Annotated in this window: 11 protein-coding genes; 2 read left to right on the top strand and 9 right to left on the bottom strand. The window is 65.7% G+C overall.

All coding sequences use genetic code 11. The features are described 5' to 3' along the window. Positions 1-86: 86 nt before the first annotated feature. The 6 genes from AB4Z51_RS02250 to AB4Z51_RS02225 form a co-directional block, all read right to left on the bottom strand. Positions 87-2,825: a helix-turn-helix transcriptional regulator gene (locus AB4Z51_RS02250; RefSeq protein WP_441496958.1), complete on the bottom strand. Its 2,739-nt coding sequence runs from the start codon at positions 2,823-2,825 to the stop codon at positions 87-89. A 238-nt stretch (positions 2,826-3,063) separates the two neighbouring features. Beyond that, positions 3,064-4,590, bottom strand: coding sequence for a murein biosynthesis integral membrane protein MurJ (gene murJ / locus AB4Z51_RS02245; protein ID WP_441496957.1), 1,527 nt, complete (start codon positions 4,588-4,590; stop codon positions 3,064-3,066). Positions 4,591-4,911: 321 nt separating this feature from the next. Next, positions 4,912-6,063, bottom strand: coding sequence for a DegT/DnrJ/EryC1/StrS family aminotransferase (locus AB4Z51_RS02240; protein WP_441497016.1), 1,152 nt, complete (start codon positions 6,061-6,063; stop codon positions 4,912-4,914). 40 nt (positions 6,064-6,103) lie between these two features. Continuing rightward, the gene (locus tag AB4Z51_RS02235; protein WP_028153038.1) at positions 6,104-7,108 is read right to left on the bottom strand and encodes a Gfo/Idh/MocA family protein; all 1,005 of its coding nucleotides are present in this window, start codon (positions 7,106-7,108) and stop codon (positions 6,104-6,106) included. Positions 7,109-7,289: 181 nt separating this feature from the next. Continuing rightward, the gene (locus tag AB4Z51_RS02230) at positions 7,290-8,702 is read right to left on the bottom strand and encodes a mannose-1-phosphate guanylyltransferase/mannose-6-phosphate isomerase (RefSeq protein WP_071917338.1); all 1,413 of its coding nucleotides are present in this window, start codon (positions 8,700-8,702) and stop codon (positions 7,290-7,292) included. A gap of 7 nt (positions 8,703-8,709) precedes the next feature. After that, entirely contained in the window at positions 8,710-9,699 is a 990-nt protein-coding gene (locus AB4Z51_RS02225; protein WP_441496956.1) for an SDR family NAD(P)-dependent oxidoreductase, read from the bottom strand. 221 nt (positions 9,700-9,920) lie between these two features. Here AB4Z51_RS02225 and AB4Z51_RS02220 point away from each other — a divergent pair, with 221 nt between their 5' ends. Together AB4Z51_RS02220 and AB4Z51_RS02215 are read left to right on the top strand one after the other, a co-directional pair. Beyond that, a complete protein-coding gene (locus AB4Z51_RS02220; RefSeq protein ID WP_441496955.1) occupies positions 9,921-10,880 on the top strand; it encodes a lysylphosphatidylglycerol synthase transmembrane domain-containing protein in 960 nt (319 codons plus the stop codon). Beyond that, the gene (locus tag AB4Z51_RS02215) at positions 10,877-11,896 is read left to right on the top strand and encodes an MraY family glycosyltransferase (protein WP_441496954.1); all 1,020 of its coding nucleotides are present in this window, start codon (positions 10,877-10,879) and stop codon (positions 11,894-11,896) included. Before AB4Z51_RS02220 ends, AB4Z51_RS02215 begins: the two co-directional genes overlap by 4 nt. On the opposite strand, the gene AB4Z51_RS02210 is transcribed toward AB4Z51_RS02215, so the two are convergent. Genes AB4Z51_RS02210 through AB4Z51_RS02200 form a run of 3 tightly spaced genes read right to left on the bottom strand, consistent with a single transcriptional unit; the run spans position 11,884 to position 15,964 of the window. Next, complete coding sequence (locus AB4Z51_RS02210; protein ID WP_441496953.1) at positions 11,884-12,831, bottom strand: NAD-dependent epimerase/dehydratase family protein; 948 nt, start codon at positions 12,829-12,831, stop codon at positions 11,884-11,886. The genes AB4Z51_RS02215 and AB4Z51_RS02210 overlap by 13 nt on opposite strands. After that, positions 12,828-14,048 carry a glycosyltransferase family 4 protein gene (locus tag AB4Z51_RS02205; protein ID WP_441497015.1) on the bottom strand — a complete coding sequence of 407 codons (1,221 nt, stop codon included), beginning with the start codon at positions 14,046-14,048 and terminating at the stop codon, positions 12,828-12,830. The genes AB4Z51_RS02210 and AB4Z51_RS02205 overlap by 4 nt, the downstream gene beginning before the upstream one ends. A 2-nt stretch (positions 14,049-14,050) precedes the next feature. Next, the gene (locus tag AB4Z51_RS02200; RefSeq protein ID WP_441496952.1) at positions 14,051-15,964 is read right to left on the bottom strand and encodes an SDR family NAD(P)-dependent oxidoreductase; all 1,914 of its coding nucleotides are present in this window, start codon (positions 15,962-15,964) and stop codon (positions 14,051-14,053) included. Positions 15,965-15,973 lie beyond the last annotated feature (9 nt).

Here is a 15,973-nt window from a genome sequence, read left to right as displayed (position 1 = left end):
CTTGGGGGTAGACGCACTCGCACAGCTAGCCCGCGCGGAGGGGCTGCCGCTTCTGTCAAATGACCAGTCCGATGACGGGACGACGATCAGTCCGCGGGGCGGCTGATGCTTGCGAGAACGGGGCGTAGCCCGGACCGCGAGGTGATTCCGGCCTTCGAAAAGATCCGGTGCAGGTGGTACCCGACAGTTCTGTGGGACAGATACAGTCTGGCGCCGATCTCCTTGTTCGAGAGACCTTCGGCGGCGAGTTGCGCGATGTGAAGCTCCTGCGGGGTCAGCGTGTCCCACACCTGTTCGGTTCGCCGGCGGCTGGTTTCGCCCGACGCGCGCAGTTCCTCGCGGGCCCGATCGCTCCAGGGCGAAGCGCCGAGCGCATCGAACATGTCGCGTGCCTCGCGCAACGGAGCCCTCGCATTGGCGGATCTGCGCTGGCGGCGCAGCCATCCGCCATAGGCCAGGAGAAAACGGGCTCGCAGGAACGGCCATTTCTTCGCGGCCGGCCCAGGAGCTTGCAGTCCAGGACCTTGCAGTCCAAGACCTTGCAGGAAGAACGGCTCGGCGTCTTCCGGCGCAGCGAGGAACGCCTTGCCATATTGCAGCATCGTCCCGACCCACGGCACCGGCGTCGGAGCCGAGGCGCGCTCGATCTCATCAAGCACGCGGCTCGCCTCGTCCGCATTGCCGGACGACACGGCGGCCTCCACGAAATCCGCAAGGCCAAAGAACTGAAGGCCGAAATTGAAAGCGGGATCGGCCGGCGTGAACAGGCGTCGCAGATGCTCAAAGGCCTCCCAATGACGGCCCGCGCCGATTGCGGATACGCCTCGTGCGATCTGCAACATGGCCAGCAGGAAACTCGCGCCGATGGACAGGGCCAGGGCTTCCGCCTGCGCCGCATACGCTTCGGATTGCTCCAGATTGCCTTGCATTCCTGCGAGCCTGGCTTTCAGGATCGTGGCTGCGGCAATCCACGGAAGCCCGCCGGTCTCTTCGGCAAGCCGGGCGGATTCCTCGGCCTCCCTCATAGCGCCCCGCCAGTCACCCACTTCCATTTCCGCCCACCCTTGGGCGAAAAGCACCCGGGCGAGATCGCTGAGCCGTCCCTGCATGCGCAGCACGGCACTGGACTCGGCGAGAAAGTTCACGCCGATGTCGAAGGTCCCGATGACATTGGCGGTGCTACCGAGGATGCTCGCAACGGTGGGGTCGCTGTGCGCCGTTCCCGCAAGCCCCTGAAGCTTGAGGTACAAGTCCGCCCCCCGCCGCAGCGGCTCGACGTAAGCGGATATCGCGATCAGGCGGGGGTCCCCGTCAGGCAATTCCAGCCGCGCAGCCGCATCGTGAACCCTTGCGCAGAGTTCATCGCTTGCGCTGCTCCACCAGCAACGTTGCGCGGCTCGCCAAAGAAGATTGGCGGCCAGATCGATCGCGCCGGCGGCGTGGGCTTTCGCGGCGAACCCAGTCAATGCGAGAATCTTCGCGGGATCGTTGACCGCCGGGGGCTGGCTGATCTCACGGCACCAGGCGATCCGGACCAGCGCCAACTGGTTCGTCTCGTCGATGTCGGCCTGCCGCAGCAGGCGCTCCATGAGCTCCGGCTGCCCCAGATCGGCGGCGAGTTCGGCCGCTCGCAACAGCCGGTCGCCTCTCGCCTTCGCCGTGCTGCTCAGCCGTGCCGCGCTTTCCAGAACCTCGATCGCCATCGCCACGGCGCCGCGCCGCAACGCGCGCGCCGCCATCAGGTCGTATTCGCCAGCGAGCTCGTCGTCAGGTCCGATCGTTGCTGCGGCACGATGCCACAATTGGCGGTCGAGCTGATCGTGAATCACGGCAGCAAGCGCGGCGTGGATCCTTTGGCGGGTCGCCGGGTCGGCGGCCTGGTGCATGGCGGAGCGAACGAGCGGATGCCGAAACCTCACCTCCGTCCCGTTGATCTCGATGAGCTTCGCGGCGACCGCGGGCGCGATGGCATCGATACCCACGCGCTCGCCCAACACGGCTTCGGCGGCGGAAAGGATTTCGTGGAGCGATGTCCCGTCGTTCTCCGCCGTCACGAACAACAGCAATTGCGCGATGTGCGGGAGGTCGGACAAGCGACTGGAGAAGGCGCGCTCGAGCCGGTCGGTCAGCGGAAGCCACGGCGCATCTCCAGCGGCTCGTTCTCCGCGGGGCAGCTCCACAAGGGCCAGCGGATTGCCCGAAGCCTCCCGAAGGAAGCGGCTGCGCAGCTCCGCCAGAAGGCCCGGCGCGTTGGCGTCCAGCAAGCGCTCGGCGTCGGCTTGATCGAGCCCTGAAAGGCGCAGCCTCAGGGTGGAGGCGTCGCCAAGCGAACTCTTGAAGTCGTCGCGCATGGCGACCACGAGAACGATCGGGTCCGAGCTCAGTCTGCGCGAGACGAAGGCCAGCACCTCAAAGGTCGCCTGATCCAGCCATTGGGCATCGTCGGCAACAAGCAGCAGAGGCTCGCGCGTCGCCCTTTCGCTCAGAAGAGACAGCGTCGCGAGCGCAACCAGGAAGATATCGGGCGGCCCCGCGTCGTCATGCATGCCAAAAGCGGCCAGCAAGGCCGATCGCTGGCGAGGGACAAGGCCCTCGGCCCCTTTCATCAGCGGACGCAAGGCCTGTTCAAGTGCTGCAAACGGCAAATGGACTTCGGCGAGGACGCCGGTCATGCTCAAGACGGAGAAGCCGCGTTCACTGGCTCTGTGCCTGGCAACATCGAGGAGCGCAGATTTTCCGATGCCGGGCTCACCGCTGATAACAAGCGTGGATCCACCTTGGTCGATCCGTTCGATCAGGTGATCGATCAGCGCAATGTCCTGCACGCGACCCCGCAAACTGGGGGACGCAAGGGTAGCACCAACCCGCCCTTTCCGCGGCGAGGTCGCCTTTTTCGCCCGTCTGGTCATCGCATAACCGTTGGTGAGACCGCACCCTTTCGAACTCGACCGAGGTTAAACGTTACCATGTACCGGGAACCAGAGGAGAGCCATATACGCGATGGCTGCTTCCGGCGTGTCTCGCCTGCTGCAGCAGGCTTTGGCCCGTCGGATTGATACAGGCCTAGCCACGCACCAGCGAGACCAACCAGCTGCGGCCGAACAGGATGAGGATCGCGAGCGCGTAGACGATGGTGCCTCCGACGGCCAGCAGCACCAGCATCAGCTCATCGCGGAAGTGCATCGAGCCCAGCATAGAACCGCTGAAGCGCGCGATCAGCCAGAACGTGGCGGCGAGGATCAGTCCGGTCAGCAGGAATTTGGCGAGCGACAACAGCCAGGCGCGGTCCAGCACGAGAAAGCCGCGCCGCACGGCGAAGAACAGCACCAGCAGCAGATTGGTCCAGACACCGACGGCGGTTGCGAGCGCCAGGCCGATCTGGGCGAGCGATCCCATCAAGGCCACCTTCAGGGCGACGTTGACCGCGATGCCGGTCAGCGAGGCGCGCACTGGCGTGACGGTGTCCTTGCGGGCATAGAAAGTCGCGACCGCGCTGCGGATCAGCACGAAGGGGATCAGGCCGATGGCATAGGCCGCGAGCGTGGCGCCGGCGGCGGCGGCATCGGCCTTCGAGAACGCGCCACGGGCGAACAGCGCACGCATGATCGCGTCGGGCACGGTGATGAAGGCCGCCACGAACGGGATCGAGAACAGCAGCGTGAAATCGAAGGCGCGGCGCTGCGCCTTCATCGCACCGTCATGATCGTTGGCGGTGATCCGCCGCGACATCTCCGGCAGCAGAACCGTGCCGATCGCGATGCCGATCACGCCGATCGGTAGCTGGTTGAGGCGGTCGGCATAATAGAGCGCCGACAGCGCGCCTGCGGGCAGGAAGGTCGCGATGATGGTGTCGGCGAACAGCGCGACCTGTGTGCCCATCGAGCCCAGCGTCGCAGGTCCCAGTGCCTTGAAGAAGCTGCGGACGTCTTCGTCGAGCTTGAGCGGCGCAAAGCGCGGCAGGCCGCCATGGCGCGCGAGATCGCCCGCGAGCAGGAAATATTGCAGGAAGCCGGAAATCAAGACGCCCCAGGCGGCGGCGTGGCCTGCGCTGGGAAACCATGCGGCGAGCGCCAGCGTCATCATCATGGAGATGTTGAGGAAGATCGATGCCGCCGCGGCGCTGGCAAAGCGCTGCATCACGTTGAGCATGCCGCCGTAGAGTGTCACCAGCGTGATCAGCAGCAGATAGGGAAAGGTGATCCGGGTCAGCTCGATCGCGAGCTTGCGCTGCTCGGCATCCTCGGAAAAGCCCGGCGCCAGAATGCTCATGGCCTGCGGCATGAACAGCCAGGCGGCGATCAGCAGCACCACCTGCGAGGCCAGCAGCAGCGTGAAGATGCGGTCGGCGAACAGTCTTGCCGCCCCCTCCCCGCGCTCGCCATGGACGTGCGCATAGGCCGGCACCCAGGCGGCGTTGAAGGCGCCCTCGGCAAAGATCGCGCGGAAATGATTGGGCAGCCGCAGCGCCACGAAAAAGGCGTCGGCCACGGGGCCGGCGCCCAGGATCGCCGCAAGCATGATGTCGCGGGCGAATCCCGTCAGCCGCGAGAGCAGCGTGTAACCACCAACCGTGAAGATGCGTCCGAGCATGCGTCTGTTTTAGAGACTTATCAGCCCAACGATAAGGCTTTGAAGTTTGACGTGATCAAAAAAGACGGGCGTTCGGCTTGCGATGTGCATTGCTGTGCCCTCTCCCCTTGTGGGAGAGGGCAGCGCCGCAGGTAGATACAAACTCAATCGGGTGAGGGGTCTCTCTCCCAGCTTTCCGTGCGGAGAGAGACCCCTCACCCGTCTCGCCGCTATCGCCATAGCCGATGCAAAGCATCGGCGTTCTTAAGGGACGGCGGCCGAAGGCCGCCTATGCCACCCTCTCCCACAGGGGGAGAGGGAAAGAAGGGCAAAACAGCGAAATCAGCCCGCGATCGCGCCGCGCACTGCGGCGATGATTCGCTCCTGGTCGGCTTCGGTCAGGTAGGCGTGCATCGGCAGGCTGATGACGTCCTGCGACAGGCTCTCGCAGCCCGGCAGGCCGCCGTCGGCGACCGGATACTGCTTGTAGGCGGTCTGCTGGTGCATCGACTTGCCGTAATAGATCGCGGTCGGCACGCCCTGGGCCTTCAGCGCGGCGGCGAAGCCGTCGCGGTCGGTGCCCTCAGGGAGACGGATCGTGTACTGCGCCCAGACCGAGGTGTTGCCCGGCGCAAACCGCGGCACGGTGACGACGTTGGACAGGCCACGCGCGTAACGCTCCGCAACCTTGTTGCGGGCGGCGATCTCGTCGTCAAAAATCTTCAGCTTCTCGATCAGGATCGCGGCCTGCATCGTGTCGAGCCGGCCGGTCAGGCCGAGGCGGACGTTGTCGTATTTGTCCACGCCCTGCCCGTGCACGCGGATGCTGCGCAGCGTCGCGGCGAGTTCGTCGTCATCGGTGAAGATCGCGCCGCCGTCGCCGAAGCAGCCGAGCGGTTTGGCCGGGAAGAAGCTGGTCGCGGTGGCGAGCCCGAAGGTGCCGAGCTTGCGGCCCTTGTAGCTCGCACCAAACCCTTGGGCGGCGTCGTCGAGCACGAACAGGCCTTCGGCCCTGGCGATCTCGGCGATGGCATCGTGATCGGCGGGCTGGCCGAACAAATCGACCGGAATCACCGCGACCGGCTTCAGGCCGGCCCTGCGCGCGGTCGCGATGCCGCGCTTCAGCGACTCCGGGCTCATGTTGAAGGTGGCTTCATCGACATCGACGTAAACAGGCGTCGCGCCGGTCCGCGCCACCGGCGACGCGGTTGCGATGAAGGTGAAGGACGGGCAGAGCACGGCATCGCCGGGGCCGACATTCTTCGCCATCATGACCATCAGGATCGCATCGGTGCCGCTGGCGCAGCCGATCACGTGCTTGGCGCCGCTATAGGCCGCAAGCTGCTTCTCGAGCTCGGCGACTTCAGGACCATTGACGAACTGGCAATGGTCGAGGACGCGCTTGACGGCGGCATCGAGCGAGGCGCCGAGCCGGCGGCGCTGCGAGGCGACGTCGACGAAGGGAATGGGTTCGGAACGCAGATGCTGGTTCATGGCGCCTTGCGGGTTTTGAGCGGTCGACATGGAGAAGAGATCAGCCCGCGACGCGGCGCGGACCCTTGCGGGCGGACGACGTGGCTGCGGGCCGGGACGGTGTTTCCAGGCACTGCGTGGCGATCTCGAGACTGGCGACGCCCTCGTCGCCGGTGACCGCCGGCGTCTCGCCGTTGCGGACGGCCTTCAGGAACGCGATCAACTCGGCGCGGAGCGGCTCGTCGTGGCCGACCGGCAGATGCCGCATCGAATAGCTGCCGTCCGGCTTGAAGCCGAAGCACTCGGTGACCTGGCGCGTCAACAGATCGCCCATCACGTATTTGCCGCGGGTCGCGACCGTGACGCTGCGCGCCTTGAACGGCGTCAGCCAGTTGGTGTTGATGTGCGCGAGCACGCCGTTGGCGGTGCGGAACTGCAAGAGCGCGATGTCCTCGCGCTCGGCGACCGCGCTCGACAATTGCGGCTGCACCTCGACGATGTCGGATTCGGTGAACCAGCGGATCAGATCGATGTCGTGCACTGCAAGGTCGATGACGACGCCGACATTGGACATGCGCGGCGGGAACGGGCCGACGCGGGTGATCGCGATGGAGAGAATGTCCTCGCCCGCGATCGCCTGCTTGACGGCGGCGACCGCCGGATTGAAGCGCTCGACATGGCCGATCATCAGCGTGACGCCGGCCTTTTGCGCGGCGGCGACGATCTCGCGGCCTTCCGCGACCGTGGAGGCGATCGGCTTCTCGACCAGCACGTGGACGTTCCTGGCGATGCAGGCGAGCGCGACCTCGTGATGCAGATGGGTCGGCGCGGCGATGGTGACGGCGTCGACGCCTTCGGCGAGGAGCTGGTCGAGCGTCTCGAAACCTTGGCAGCTGGCAAGCTCGGTGGTGCGCGTCAGATGCGCTGGCGACGGATCGACCACACCGACGAGGCTGACGCCTGGAAGGCCCGCGAGCACGCGCGCATGGTTGCTGCCCATCACGCCCGCGCCAACGACGCCAACGCGCAAGCCGGCCTTTGCCGGTGCAAACCCTTTGGAACTCATCTGAGCAAACCCCGATTCAACGCAAATCCCCGGGCCGCTTCTAGCACGGGCGCCACATTTGTGGCGAACGTCAGCCGAATTGACCGGACACGATTTGATTCAAAAAGTTACACGTTCCCCGGGCCTTAGCGCCAAAAGCTTGCGCCTTCCGGCCCGGGTCGCGTGATTCGGAGCTTGCTGGTTACGACCTTTGATAGTCGTCTTCAATCCGGATGATGTCGTCTTCCCCGAGATAGCTGCCGGTCTGGACCTCGATGAGTTCCAGCATAATCTTGCCCGGGTTCTCCATCCGGTGCACCGCGCCCATCGGGATGTAGATGGACTCGTTCTCGTGCACCGTCTTGACGGTCTCGTTGACGGTCACCCGGGCGGCGCCGCGGACGACGATCCAGTGCTCGGCGCGATGATGATGCTTCTGCAGCGACAGCCGCCCGCCCGGCTTGACCACGATGCGCTTGACCTGGTGGCGCTCGCCATTGTCGACGGACTGGTAGCTGCCCCAGGGCCGGTGCACCTTGAGATGCTCCTCGGTGACCTTCGGCGCGACCGCCTTCAGCTTCGTCACGAGGCGTTTCAGGCCGTTGGCATCCTTCTGGCGCGAGACCAGCACCGCATCCGCGGTGGCGACCACAACGAGATCGTCGACGCCTTCGAGCGCGACCAGCGCTGCATCTGTGGTGACGTTGCAGTTGCGGGAGTCTTCGAACACCGCACTGCCATGCGAAGCATTGCCTTGCGCGTCCTTCTCCGACAACTCCCACACCGCGTGCCAGGAGCCGACGTCGGACCAGCCGCAGGACACGGGCACGACCGCTGCGCGCGAGGTCTTCTCCATCACCGCATAGTCGATCGAGATCGCCTTCGCCGCGCCGAACGCCTCGGGCTCCAGCGTCACGAAGCCGAGATCGCGGCCGGCATTGCTCACCGCGTTGGAGATCGCCTCGACGCTCGCCGCGTCGACCCTGCGGTATTCGTCGAGCAGGACAGTGGCCGGGAACATGAAGTTGCCGCTGTTCCAGAGATAGCCCGAACTGACGTAGTCGGCCGCCTTCACGGCATCAGGCTTTTCGACGAAGCGCGCGACGGCGTGCACCTCACCGGAGATCACCTCGCCCGGACTGATATAGCCGTACTCGGTCGCCGGCCGCTCCGGCTTGACGCCAAAGGTGACGATGCGCCCGGCGCTCGCGGCGGTGAGGCCTTCACGGCACGCCGCGACGAACGCTGCGTTGTCCTGCACCACGTGGTCGGCGGCGAGCGCGAGCACGATCGCGTCACTGGCGCGGTTCTGCGCGAACACCGCGCCCGCGGCGATCGCGGGGCCGGAATCGCGCCGCATCGGCTCGAGGATCACGTCGGCCTCGATGCCGATCTCGGCGAGCTGCTCCAGCACCATGAAGCGATAGGACGCATTGGTGATGACGATCGGACGATCGAACAGCGAGGCATCCGACACGCGCAGCAGCGTGTCCTGGAAGGTCGAGCGCGTGCCGAACAGCGGCAGGAACTGTTTTGGGCGCACCTCGCGCGAAGCCGGCCACAGCCGCGTGCCGGCGCCGCCGCACATGATCAGGGGGATAATGCGTTTGTCCATCGTCATTTCAAACCTTGAAGTAGTCCCGATACCAGGTGACAAAATTACGGACCCCGAGCGCGATCGGCGTTGACGGTGCAAAGCCGGTGTCGCGCGTCAGATCCTCGACATCTGCGAACGTTTCCAAGACGTCTCCCGGCTGCATCGGCAGCAATTCTTTGATTGCCGTCCGACCCAGCTCCTGCTCCAGAAGCCCGACGACATGCATCAGCTCTTCCGGATGGTGGTTGCCGACATTGTAGACCTTAGACGGCGCATTTGCGGCAGCCGGGTCATCCGCGGGCACCCGATCGATGAGCTTGGATACTACACGGGTGACGTCGTCAATATAGGTGAAGTCGCGACGCATTTTGCCATGGTTAAAGAGCCGGATCGGACGATCCGTCATGATGGCGTTCACGAACAGAAACAGGGCCATATCGGGCCGGCCCCACGGGCCGTAGATGGTGAAGAAGCGCAGGCCCGTGACCGGCAGCCGGTAGAGATGGCTGTAGGACTGCGCCATCAATTCGTTCGCCTTCTTGGTCGCGGCATAGAAGCTCACGGGATGGTCGGTCCGGTCGTGCACGGCAAATGGCAGTTTAGTGTTGGCGCCATAAACGGAGGATGACGAGGCGTAGACGAGATGACGACAAGAGTTGTTGCGGCAGCCCTCCAGCACGTTGAGAAAGCCTTGGAGGTTGGAATCGGCGTAAGTGTGCGGATGGTCGATCGAGTAGCGCACGCCGGCCTGGGCCGCGAGATGCACGACTTTGTCAAATCGATGTCGCGCAAACAGCGCCGCGATGGTCTCGCGGTCGGCGAGATCGGCCTCGACGAAGGCGAAGCGGGAATCGCTCCGAAGCAGCGCCAGGCGCGCCTGTTTCAGCGCCGGATCGTAATAGCTGTTGAGATTGTCGAGCCCGACCACGGGCCGCCCCTCGGCCAGAAGCTGCCGGGCGACGTGAAAGCCGATGAACCCGGCGGCTCCCGTGACCAAAATCGCCTGATCCGTCATCCTGTTCCCAAGCGATCTGTTGCCACGCGATCCCCAAGCCGGCCCCGCGGCGCCTCTTTAGCCGCGGTATCGAGGCCGTCGCAATAGCCTCGCCGCTATTCGTCACCGCTCCAGATAAGCGCTATTGCAAGATCGGCGCCAAAACCATACCAAAGCGGCCGAATTCGACGCCTCGCGTCGGGTTGCCTCAAATCTTCGCAAACCCTGATCAAGCGGGCGAGATGCGCCGAATCCTGCTGTCGACGGCCAAAATCCTGATTTCCGGAGCGCTGCTCTACCTGGCGCTGCGCAAGGTCGATCTGTCCGAACTGTTTTCGCGCCTGACCGCGACCAGCCTGCTCTGGATCGCCATGGCGATCGCGGTCACGTTCCTGCAAATCTTCATCGGCGTGGTCCGCTGGCGCGAGATCAGCGCCGAATGCGGCGCGCCGCTCGAGCTCGGCCGCGCGATGCGCTACAACGTGATCGGCGCGTTCTTCAACCAGACGCTACCCTCCGCGATCGGCGGCGATGCGGTCCGGCTGTGGCTGGTCGCGCGCGCCGGCGCCGGATGGCGCGCGGCCACCTACTCGATCTTCGTCGACCGCGCGATCGGCCTCGTCGCGCTGGCGATCGTCGTCGTCGCGAGCCTGCCCTGGAGCTACGAGCTCATCACCGATCCGCACGGACGCTCGGCGCTGCTGCTCGTCGATTTCGCCGCGCTCGCGGGCGGCGTCGGTTTCCTGATCTTCGGCGCGCTGAAATGGTCGTGGCTGAAGACCTGGTGGGCCACCCATCACATCCACGCCTGCGCCGTGATTGCCAACCGCGTGATCTTCAACGCCAAGCGTGGACCGATCGTCGCAATTCTGTCGCTTCTCGTTCACGTGCTCGCCGTCGTCATTGCGTGGTGCGTGGTGCAGTCGATCGCCGCACCCGTCAGCTTCGGCCAGACATTTCTCCTCATTCCACCGATCATGCTGATCACCCTGATGCCGATCTCGATCGCCGGCTGGGGCGTGCGCGAGGCGACGATGGGCCTGGCCTTCGGTTTCGCCGGGCTTTCCGCCAACGAAGGCGTCAACGTCTCGCTGCTGTTCGGCGCCGTGCTCTTCATCGTCGGCGCGATCGGCGGTCTGGTCTGGATCCTCAGCGCGGAGAAGGCCGCGAAGGGGTCGGCGCCGCTCGGAGTGCCGGAGTGAGCCCAGCCATCGACGCTGTTGCCGCCATGTCCTCGCTGCTTGCCGTCGCGGTCGCCGCGCTGATGTCGGCGATCATCACCTGGACCAGCCGTCCCCTGCTCCAGCGCTATGCCCTGGCGCGACCGAATGCCCGTTCCTCGCATCGCATTCCGACCCCGCAGGGCGCCGGCATCGCGGTGATCACCGCCACGCTGCTGGTCGCATCGGCCTGGGCCGCCTGGGCGAACGTTGCGATCCCGCCGGCGCTGGTCATTGCAACGATTGTGATCGCCCTGGTCGGATTCGCCGACGACATCGTGTCGCTGCCGGTGTTGGCACGGCTCGCGCTGCAAGCAGCCTGCGTCGGCGCGGTCGTGTTCACCGCGCCCGAGACCGCGCGCATCGTGCCGGCACTGCCGCTTCCGCTCGAGCGCGGCCTCATCCTGCTCGCTGGCGTCTGGTTCGTGAACCTCGTCAATTTCATGGACGGGCTGGACCTGATGACGGTCGCGGAAGTTGTGCCCGTCACCGCAGCGCTGCTGCTGCTGGGACTACTCGGTGATCTCTCGTGGCCCGCCGCGCTGATCGCCACGGCGCTCTGCGGCGCCATGATCGGCTTTGCGCCGTTCAACCGTCCGGTCGCAAAAGTGTTCCTGGGCGATGTCGGCAGCCTGCCGATCGGCCTTTTGCTCGGCTGGTGCCTGCTGGAGCTCTCCTGGCACGGGCAGCCCGCCGCGGCGCTGCTGCTGCCGGCCTATTACCTCGTGGATTCCACCATCACGCTGTTTCGGCGCATCGCGCGGCGCGAGCAATTCTGGTCGGCGCACCGCTCGCACTTCTACCAGCGCGCGACCGACAACGGCTTCACGGTCCGCCGCGTGATCGGCGACGTGTTCGCGCTCAATCTATTGCTGGCGGTGCTTGCCGTCGTCACGGTTCGCGCGAACTCGACCTCGGTCACATGGCTCGCGTTGGTCGCGGGCGCGATCGCGATCGGATTCGTGCTGCGCCRTTTCTCCCGACCTCAGGCGTCCTGAGCCGACAGCGCGAGCCGCAGGCCCTCGTCGAGGGAGACCTGCGGCTGCCAGCCGGTCGCGATTGCCTTGGCGAGGTTGAGCTCGAGCGAGCCGATCAGGCTGTCATGGGTATCCTGCCGGCCCATCACGCTGAGCAGCGTTGAGAGCAGGTCCGGCGGCATGCCGAACAGCCGCGAGGTCTTGCCGGCTGCCTTCGCCAGCCGCTCGATGAATTCGGGCGTCGAGACCTGTTCCGTGTCGGCGACCAGGAAGATCTCGAAATTGCTCGTGGGATCGGGGTGAGCCAGCCGGCGCAGGATGAACGACGACAGATTCTGCACGGCCAGGAACGCGCGCTGATTGCGGACCGCGCCAAAGGGCAGCGGCAGTCCAAGATTCACCGCGCGCTTCAGCAGCGCGAAATTGCCCTTGGCGCCCGCGCCATAGACCAGCGGCGGCCTGATCACCGAGATCTTCATGTCGCTGTCGCGCGCCAGCGTCCTCAAGCCCGCCTCGGCGGCGGCCTTGGACATGCCGTAGAGGCCGCGTGGCGTGAGGATGTCCTCCTCGCTGAACGGCGCGCGGCCTTCATTGCTGCGCCCGTGCACGAGAACGGTGCTGACGAAGATGAACTGGCGCACGCCCGCCGTCGCCGCGGAGCGCGCCAGGTGCAGCGTGCCGGCGATGTTGACGTTGCGGTAGAGCTGGACCGCGTGCTCCTCGTGCTTGTGATGCACGCGCGCGGCGAGATGGACCACGGCATCGACGCCTTCGAGCGCCGCCTGCCAATCGGTATCGGGGCCGATCGATTCGATCACGACCTCGTCGTCGATCCCCTCCGGGCTGCGCACCGCGCGGCGGACCGACCATCCGGCGCGCGAGAGCTCAGGCGCGACATGGCAGCCGACGAAGCCGCTCGCCCCTGTCACCAGCACGACCGGTTTTCGCTCGCTCATCGTTGCTCCGCCAGATCGGGGTTGCGCAACAATTCGTCGATCAGCCCGGCATAGGCGTTCATCGCGGTCGTCCGGTCGAATCTCGCCGCCGCCTTCACCGCGCGTTCGGCCATGGCGGCGGCGTCGCAACGGGATGCCGCGCGGATTGCGTCGGCGAGCTGATCCGCGCGGCCCGGCGTCACGACCCAGCCGAGCCCGTTCTCCACCACCGTCAACGCAGCCTCGGCCTCCGGCTCGGAGACCAGCGCCACGGGACGGCCGACCGCCAGCAGATTGTAGAACCGGCTCGGCACCGACACCCCCGCCACGTCCTTCCGGTACGGAATGATCCAGAGATTGGCAGCCGCCAGGAACGCCTCGAGCTCGGCATCCGCGACCCGCGCCACGAAGGACACATTGGGCAAGTTCGCTTCGGCCTGCAACTGCTTCAGCCGCTCGAAGCCGATGCCCCAGCCGGACAGCAGGAAGTGGATGTCCGGCTCGTCCTTCAAAAGGCGTGCCGCCTCGAACACGATCTCCGGATCATGGGTGAAGCCGAGATTGCCCGACAGGCCGACAATGAATTGGGCGGAAAGCGCTTTGCGGAACGGATTGTCCTGCGACAGGGGACGCGCCGCGGGTACGAGCGTCGCCCAGTTCGGGATGAAGCGGATCTTGTTCCGCGTCATGCCGGAATAGCTCAAGAGCGGGCGCTCAGCATCGCGGCCGATGGTGATGACGGCATTGAGCGCGCGGAACATCAGGCTGTTGGCCGCGCGCATCGTCCGCGTCACAAACGAGCCGGGTTTCAGGATTTCCGCCATCACGAGAACATCGGGGAAGAGGTCGTGCATGATCAGCGCCGAGCGCGCGCCCTTGCACCTTGCCGCGGCTGCGACCGCGTAAGGCAGCATGAACGGCGCGGTGACGGTGACCACGACGTCACCCGACTTAAGCTCCCAGATCAGCGCGAAGAATGCGCGCGCCGCGAACAGCAGCTCGGACAATCCACGCCGCACCAGCGCGGCCTTTCCCGCCATCCGGTTCTTGATGGCAATTACGCGCGGCTTGCCCGGGCCGGTTTGCGAGGCCGGCAATTCGCCGGGCGAGCCCGACAGCACGATGACCTCATGGTCGACGGCGACGCGGCAGGCGATCTCCGCCATGATCGCGGCGGTCGTGCTCGGATCAGGCGGATAGTGCTGGCTCGCGACGACGATCTTGCCTTGAGACTGCATGGTCAAGCCGCAGTCGACCCGAATTCCGGAACCGCGTCCTTCAGGATCGTCTTGATCGTGGCCCGATCGTCCCGCGCGATCGCCTGCTCCAGCGCCGCGATCCATTTGCGCAGCGTCTGCATCGGCGGCTCGTTCGGCTGCGCGGCCATGATGCCGGCGACACCGATCTCACGGGTCGGCTCCTCGGAGGCGAACAGGATCTCGTGCAGGCGCTCGCCCGGCCGCATGCCGGTGAACACAATCTCGATGTCGTAGCCGGGCTGGAGGCCCGAGAGGCGGATCATGCGCTCGGCGAGATCGACGATCTTCACCGGCTGGCCCATGTTGAGCACGTAGACCGAGACGTCGGGACGCTGCGTTCCGAGCGCATGCGTTGCCGCCGTGATGACGAGATCGCAGGCCTCGCGGATGGTCATGAAGTAGCGGACCATGTCGGGATGCGTCACCGTTACGGGGCCGCCGGCCTCGATCTGGGCCTTGAACTTCGGCACCACCGAGCCGTTCGACGCCAGCACGTTGCCGAACCGGACCGAGATCAACCGCATCGGCGGCCTGGCACTGCCGCTAGCTGCGGCAAGATCGTGGTCGAGCGCCTGGCAGTACATCTCGGCGAAGCGCTTGGTGAGGCCGAGCATCGACACCGGCTCGATCGCCTTGTCGGTCGAGATCATCACCATGGCTTCGGCGCCGGCGGYGTGCGCCGCATCGGCAACGTTGATCGAACCGAAGATGTTGGTCTTGACGCCCTCGCTCCAGTCGCGCTCCAGGATCGGCACGTGCTTGAGCGCGGCGGCATGGAACACGATGTCCGGCTTGAACTCCGCCATCAGGCGGATGATGCGCTCGCGGTCGCGGATGTCGGCGATCCGCCCCTCGATCGCGGCCGTCGTGCCGTGCGCGGCGAGCGCTTCCGTGACCGCATAGAGCGCCGGCTCGGAATTTTCCACGATCAGGAGGCGTGCGGCGCCGAAAACGACGACCCGCTCGCAGATCTCGGACCCGATCGATCCGCCGCCGCCGGTGACGATGACAGCCTTGCCCTTGATCAGCGCTTCGAGCCGCTCATAGTCGATCTTTTCGCTCGGCCGCAGCAGGAGGTCCTCGACCGCGACGGCCGTGAGGCGCGGCGCGTCGCCGCTCTCTAGCGAGGGCATGCGGTTGACGATCACGCCCAGCTTGCGCGCCCGCATCAGGATCGATTCCGGATGAGCGTCCGGCTCGAACGCGGACGGCGTCATCACCAGGCGTGCGATCGGCTTGTCGCGTTTGGCGAAGTCGCCGACGACGTCCTCGATGTCGTCGAAGTCGCCCAGCACCGGCACGTTGCGGATGAACTGGCCGCGATCGGATCTCGACGGCGACAGCACGCCCACCGGCCAGATGCGCTTGATCGCGCCGCTCTCGATGCCGCGCAGCAGCACCTCGGCATCCGCGGCGCGGCCGATCAGCAGCGTCGGCGCGGCATCCTCGCCCCTCGCATGCCGCCGCACCCGCGTATAGCGGAAATAGCGATAGGCCATGCGCAACGCGCTGAGGAAGGCGATCTCGAGGAACCAGTAGAGGACGATCGTCACCTTGCCGAGGAAGAAGGCGCCGCGGACGTTGGGGGCGACGAAGATGTAGTCGAGCGCCAGGAGGGCAACCGTCAGCACGGTCGCGACCCGGATGATGTTCAGCGCATCAGGCAGCGAGATGAAGCGCCATTTCGTCGTGGTCAGGTTGAAGAGGAAGAACACGACCACGCTGAAGGCGAGGAAATAGGGCAGGATCTGGAACAGCAGCGGCAGGCGGTCGAAGAAGCCGTCGCCGCCCTCGAAACGCAGGTAGAAGGCTGCGAACAGCGCCGCCGTGGTCGCCAGCAGGTCGTGGAGCGCGATCAGGAAATTGCGCAAGGTGAGATGCGAAAGACGCGTCATCCGCCGACC

Origin of the sequence: Bradyrhizobium sp. 2TAF36 (assembly GCF_052114925.1) — a bacterium.
GTDB lineage: Bacteria > Pseudomonadota > Alphaproteobacteria > Rhizobiales > Xanthobacteraceae > Bradyrhizobium > Bradyrhizobium barranii.
Note: the sequence above shows the minus strand (reverse complement) of the source record. Positions and strands in the feature narration are given on the sequence as shown.

Coding starts and splice junctions, on each gene's coding strand:
- AB4Z51_RS02240 (WP_441497016.1), bottom strand. CDS start 6,063: ATGAACCAGCATCTGCGTTCCGAACCCATTCCCTTCGTCGACGTCGCC.
- AB4Z51_RS02220 (WP_441496955.1), top strand. CDS start 9,921: ATGCGCCGAATCCTGCTGTCGACGGCCAAAATCCTGATTTCCGGAGCG.
- AB4Z51_RS02230 (WP_071917338.1), bottom strand. CDS start 8,702: ATGGACAAACGCATTATCCCCCTGATCATGTGCGGCGGCGCCGGCACG.
- AB4Z51_RS02235 (WP_028153038.1), bottom strand. CDS start 7,108: ATGAGTTCCAAAGGGTTTGCACCGGCAAAGGCCGGCTTGCGCGTTGGC.
- AB4Z51_RS02210 (WP_441496953.1), bottom strand. CDS start 12,831: ATGAGCGAGCGAAAACCGGTCGTGCTGGTGACAGGGGCGAGCGGCTTC.
- AB4Z51_RS02225 (WP_441496956.1), bottom strand. CDS start 9,699: ATGACGGATCAGGCGATTTTGGTCACGGGAGCCGCCGGGTTCATCGGC.
- AB4Z51_RS02205 (WP_441497015.1), bottom strand. CDS start 14,048: ATGCAGTCTCAAGGCAAGATCGTCGTCGCGAGCCAGCACTATCCGCCT.
- murJ (WP_441496957.1), bottom strand. CDS start 4,590: ATGCTCGGACGCATCTTCACGGTTGGTGGTTACACGCTGCTCTCGCGG.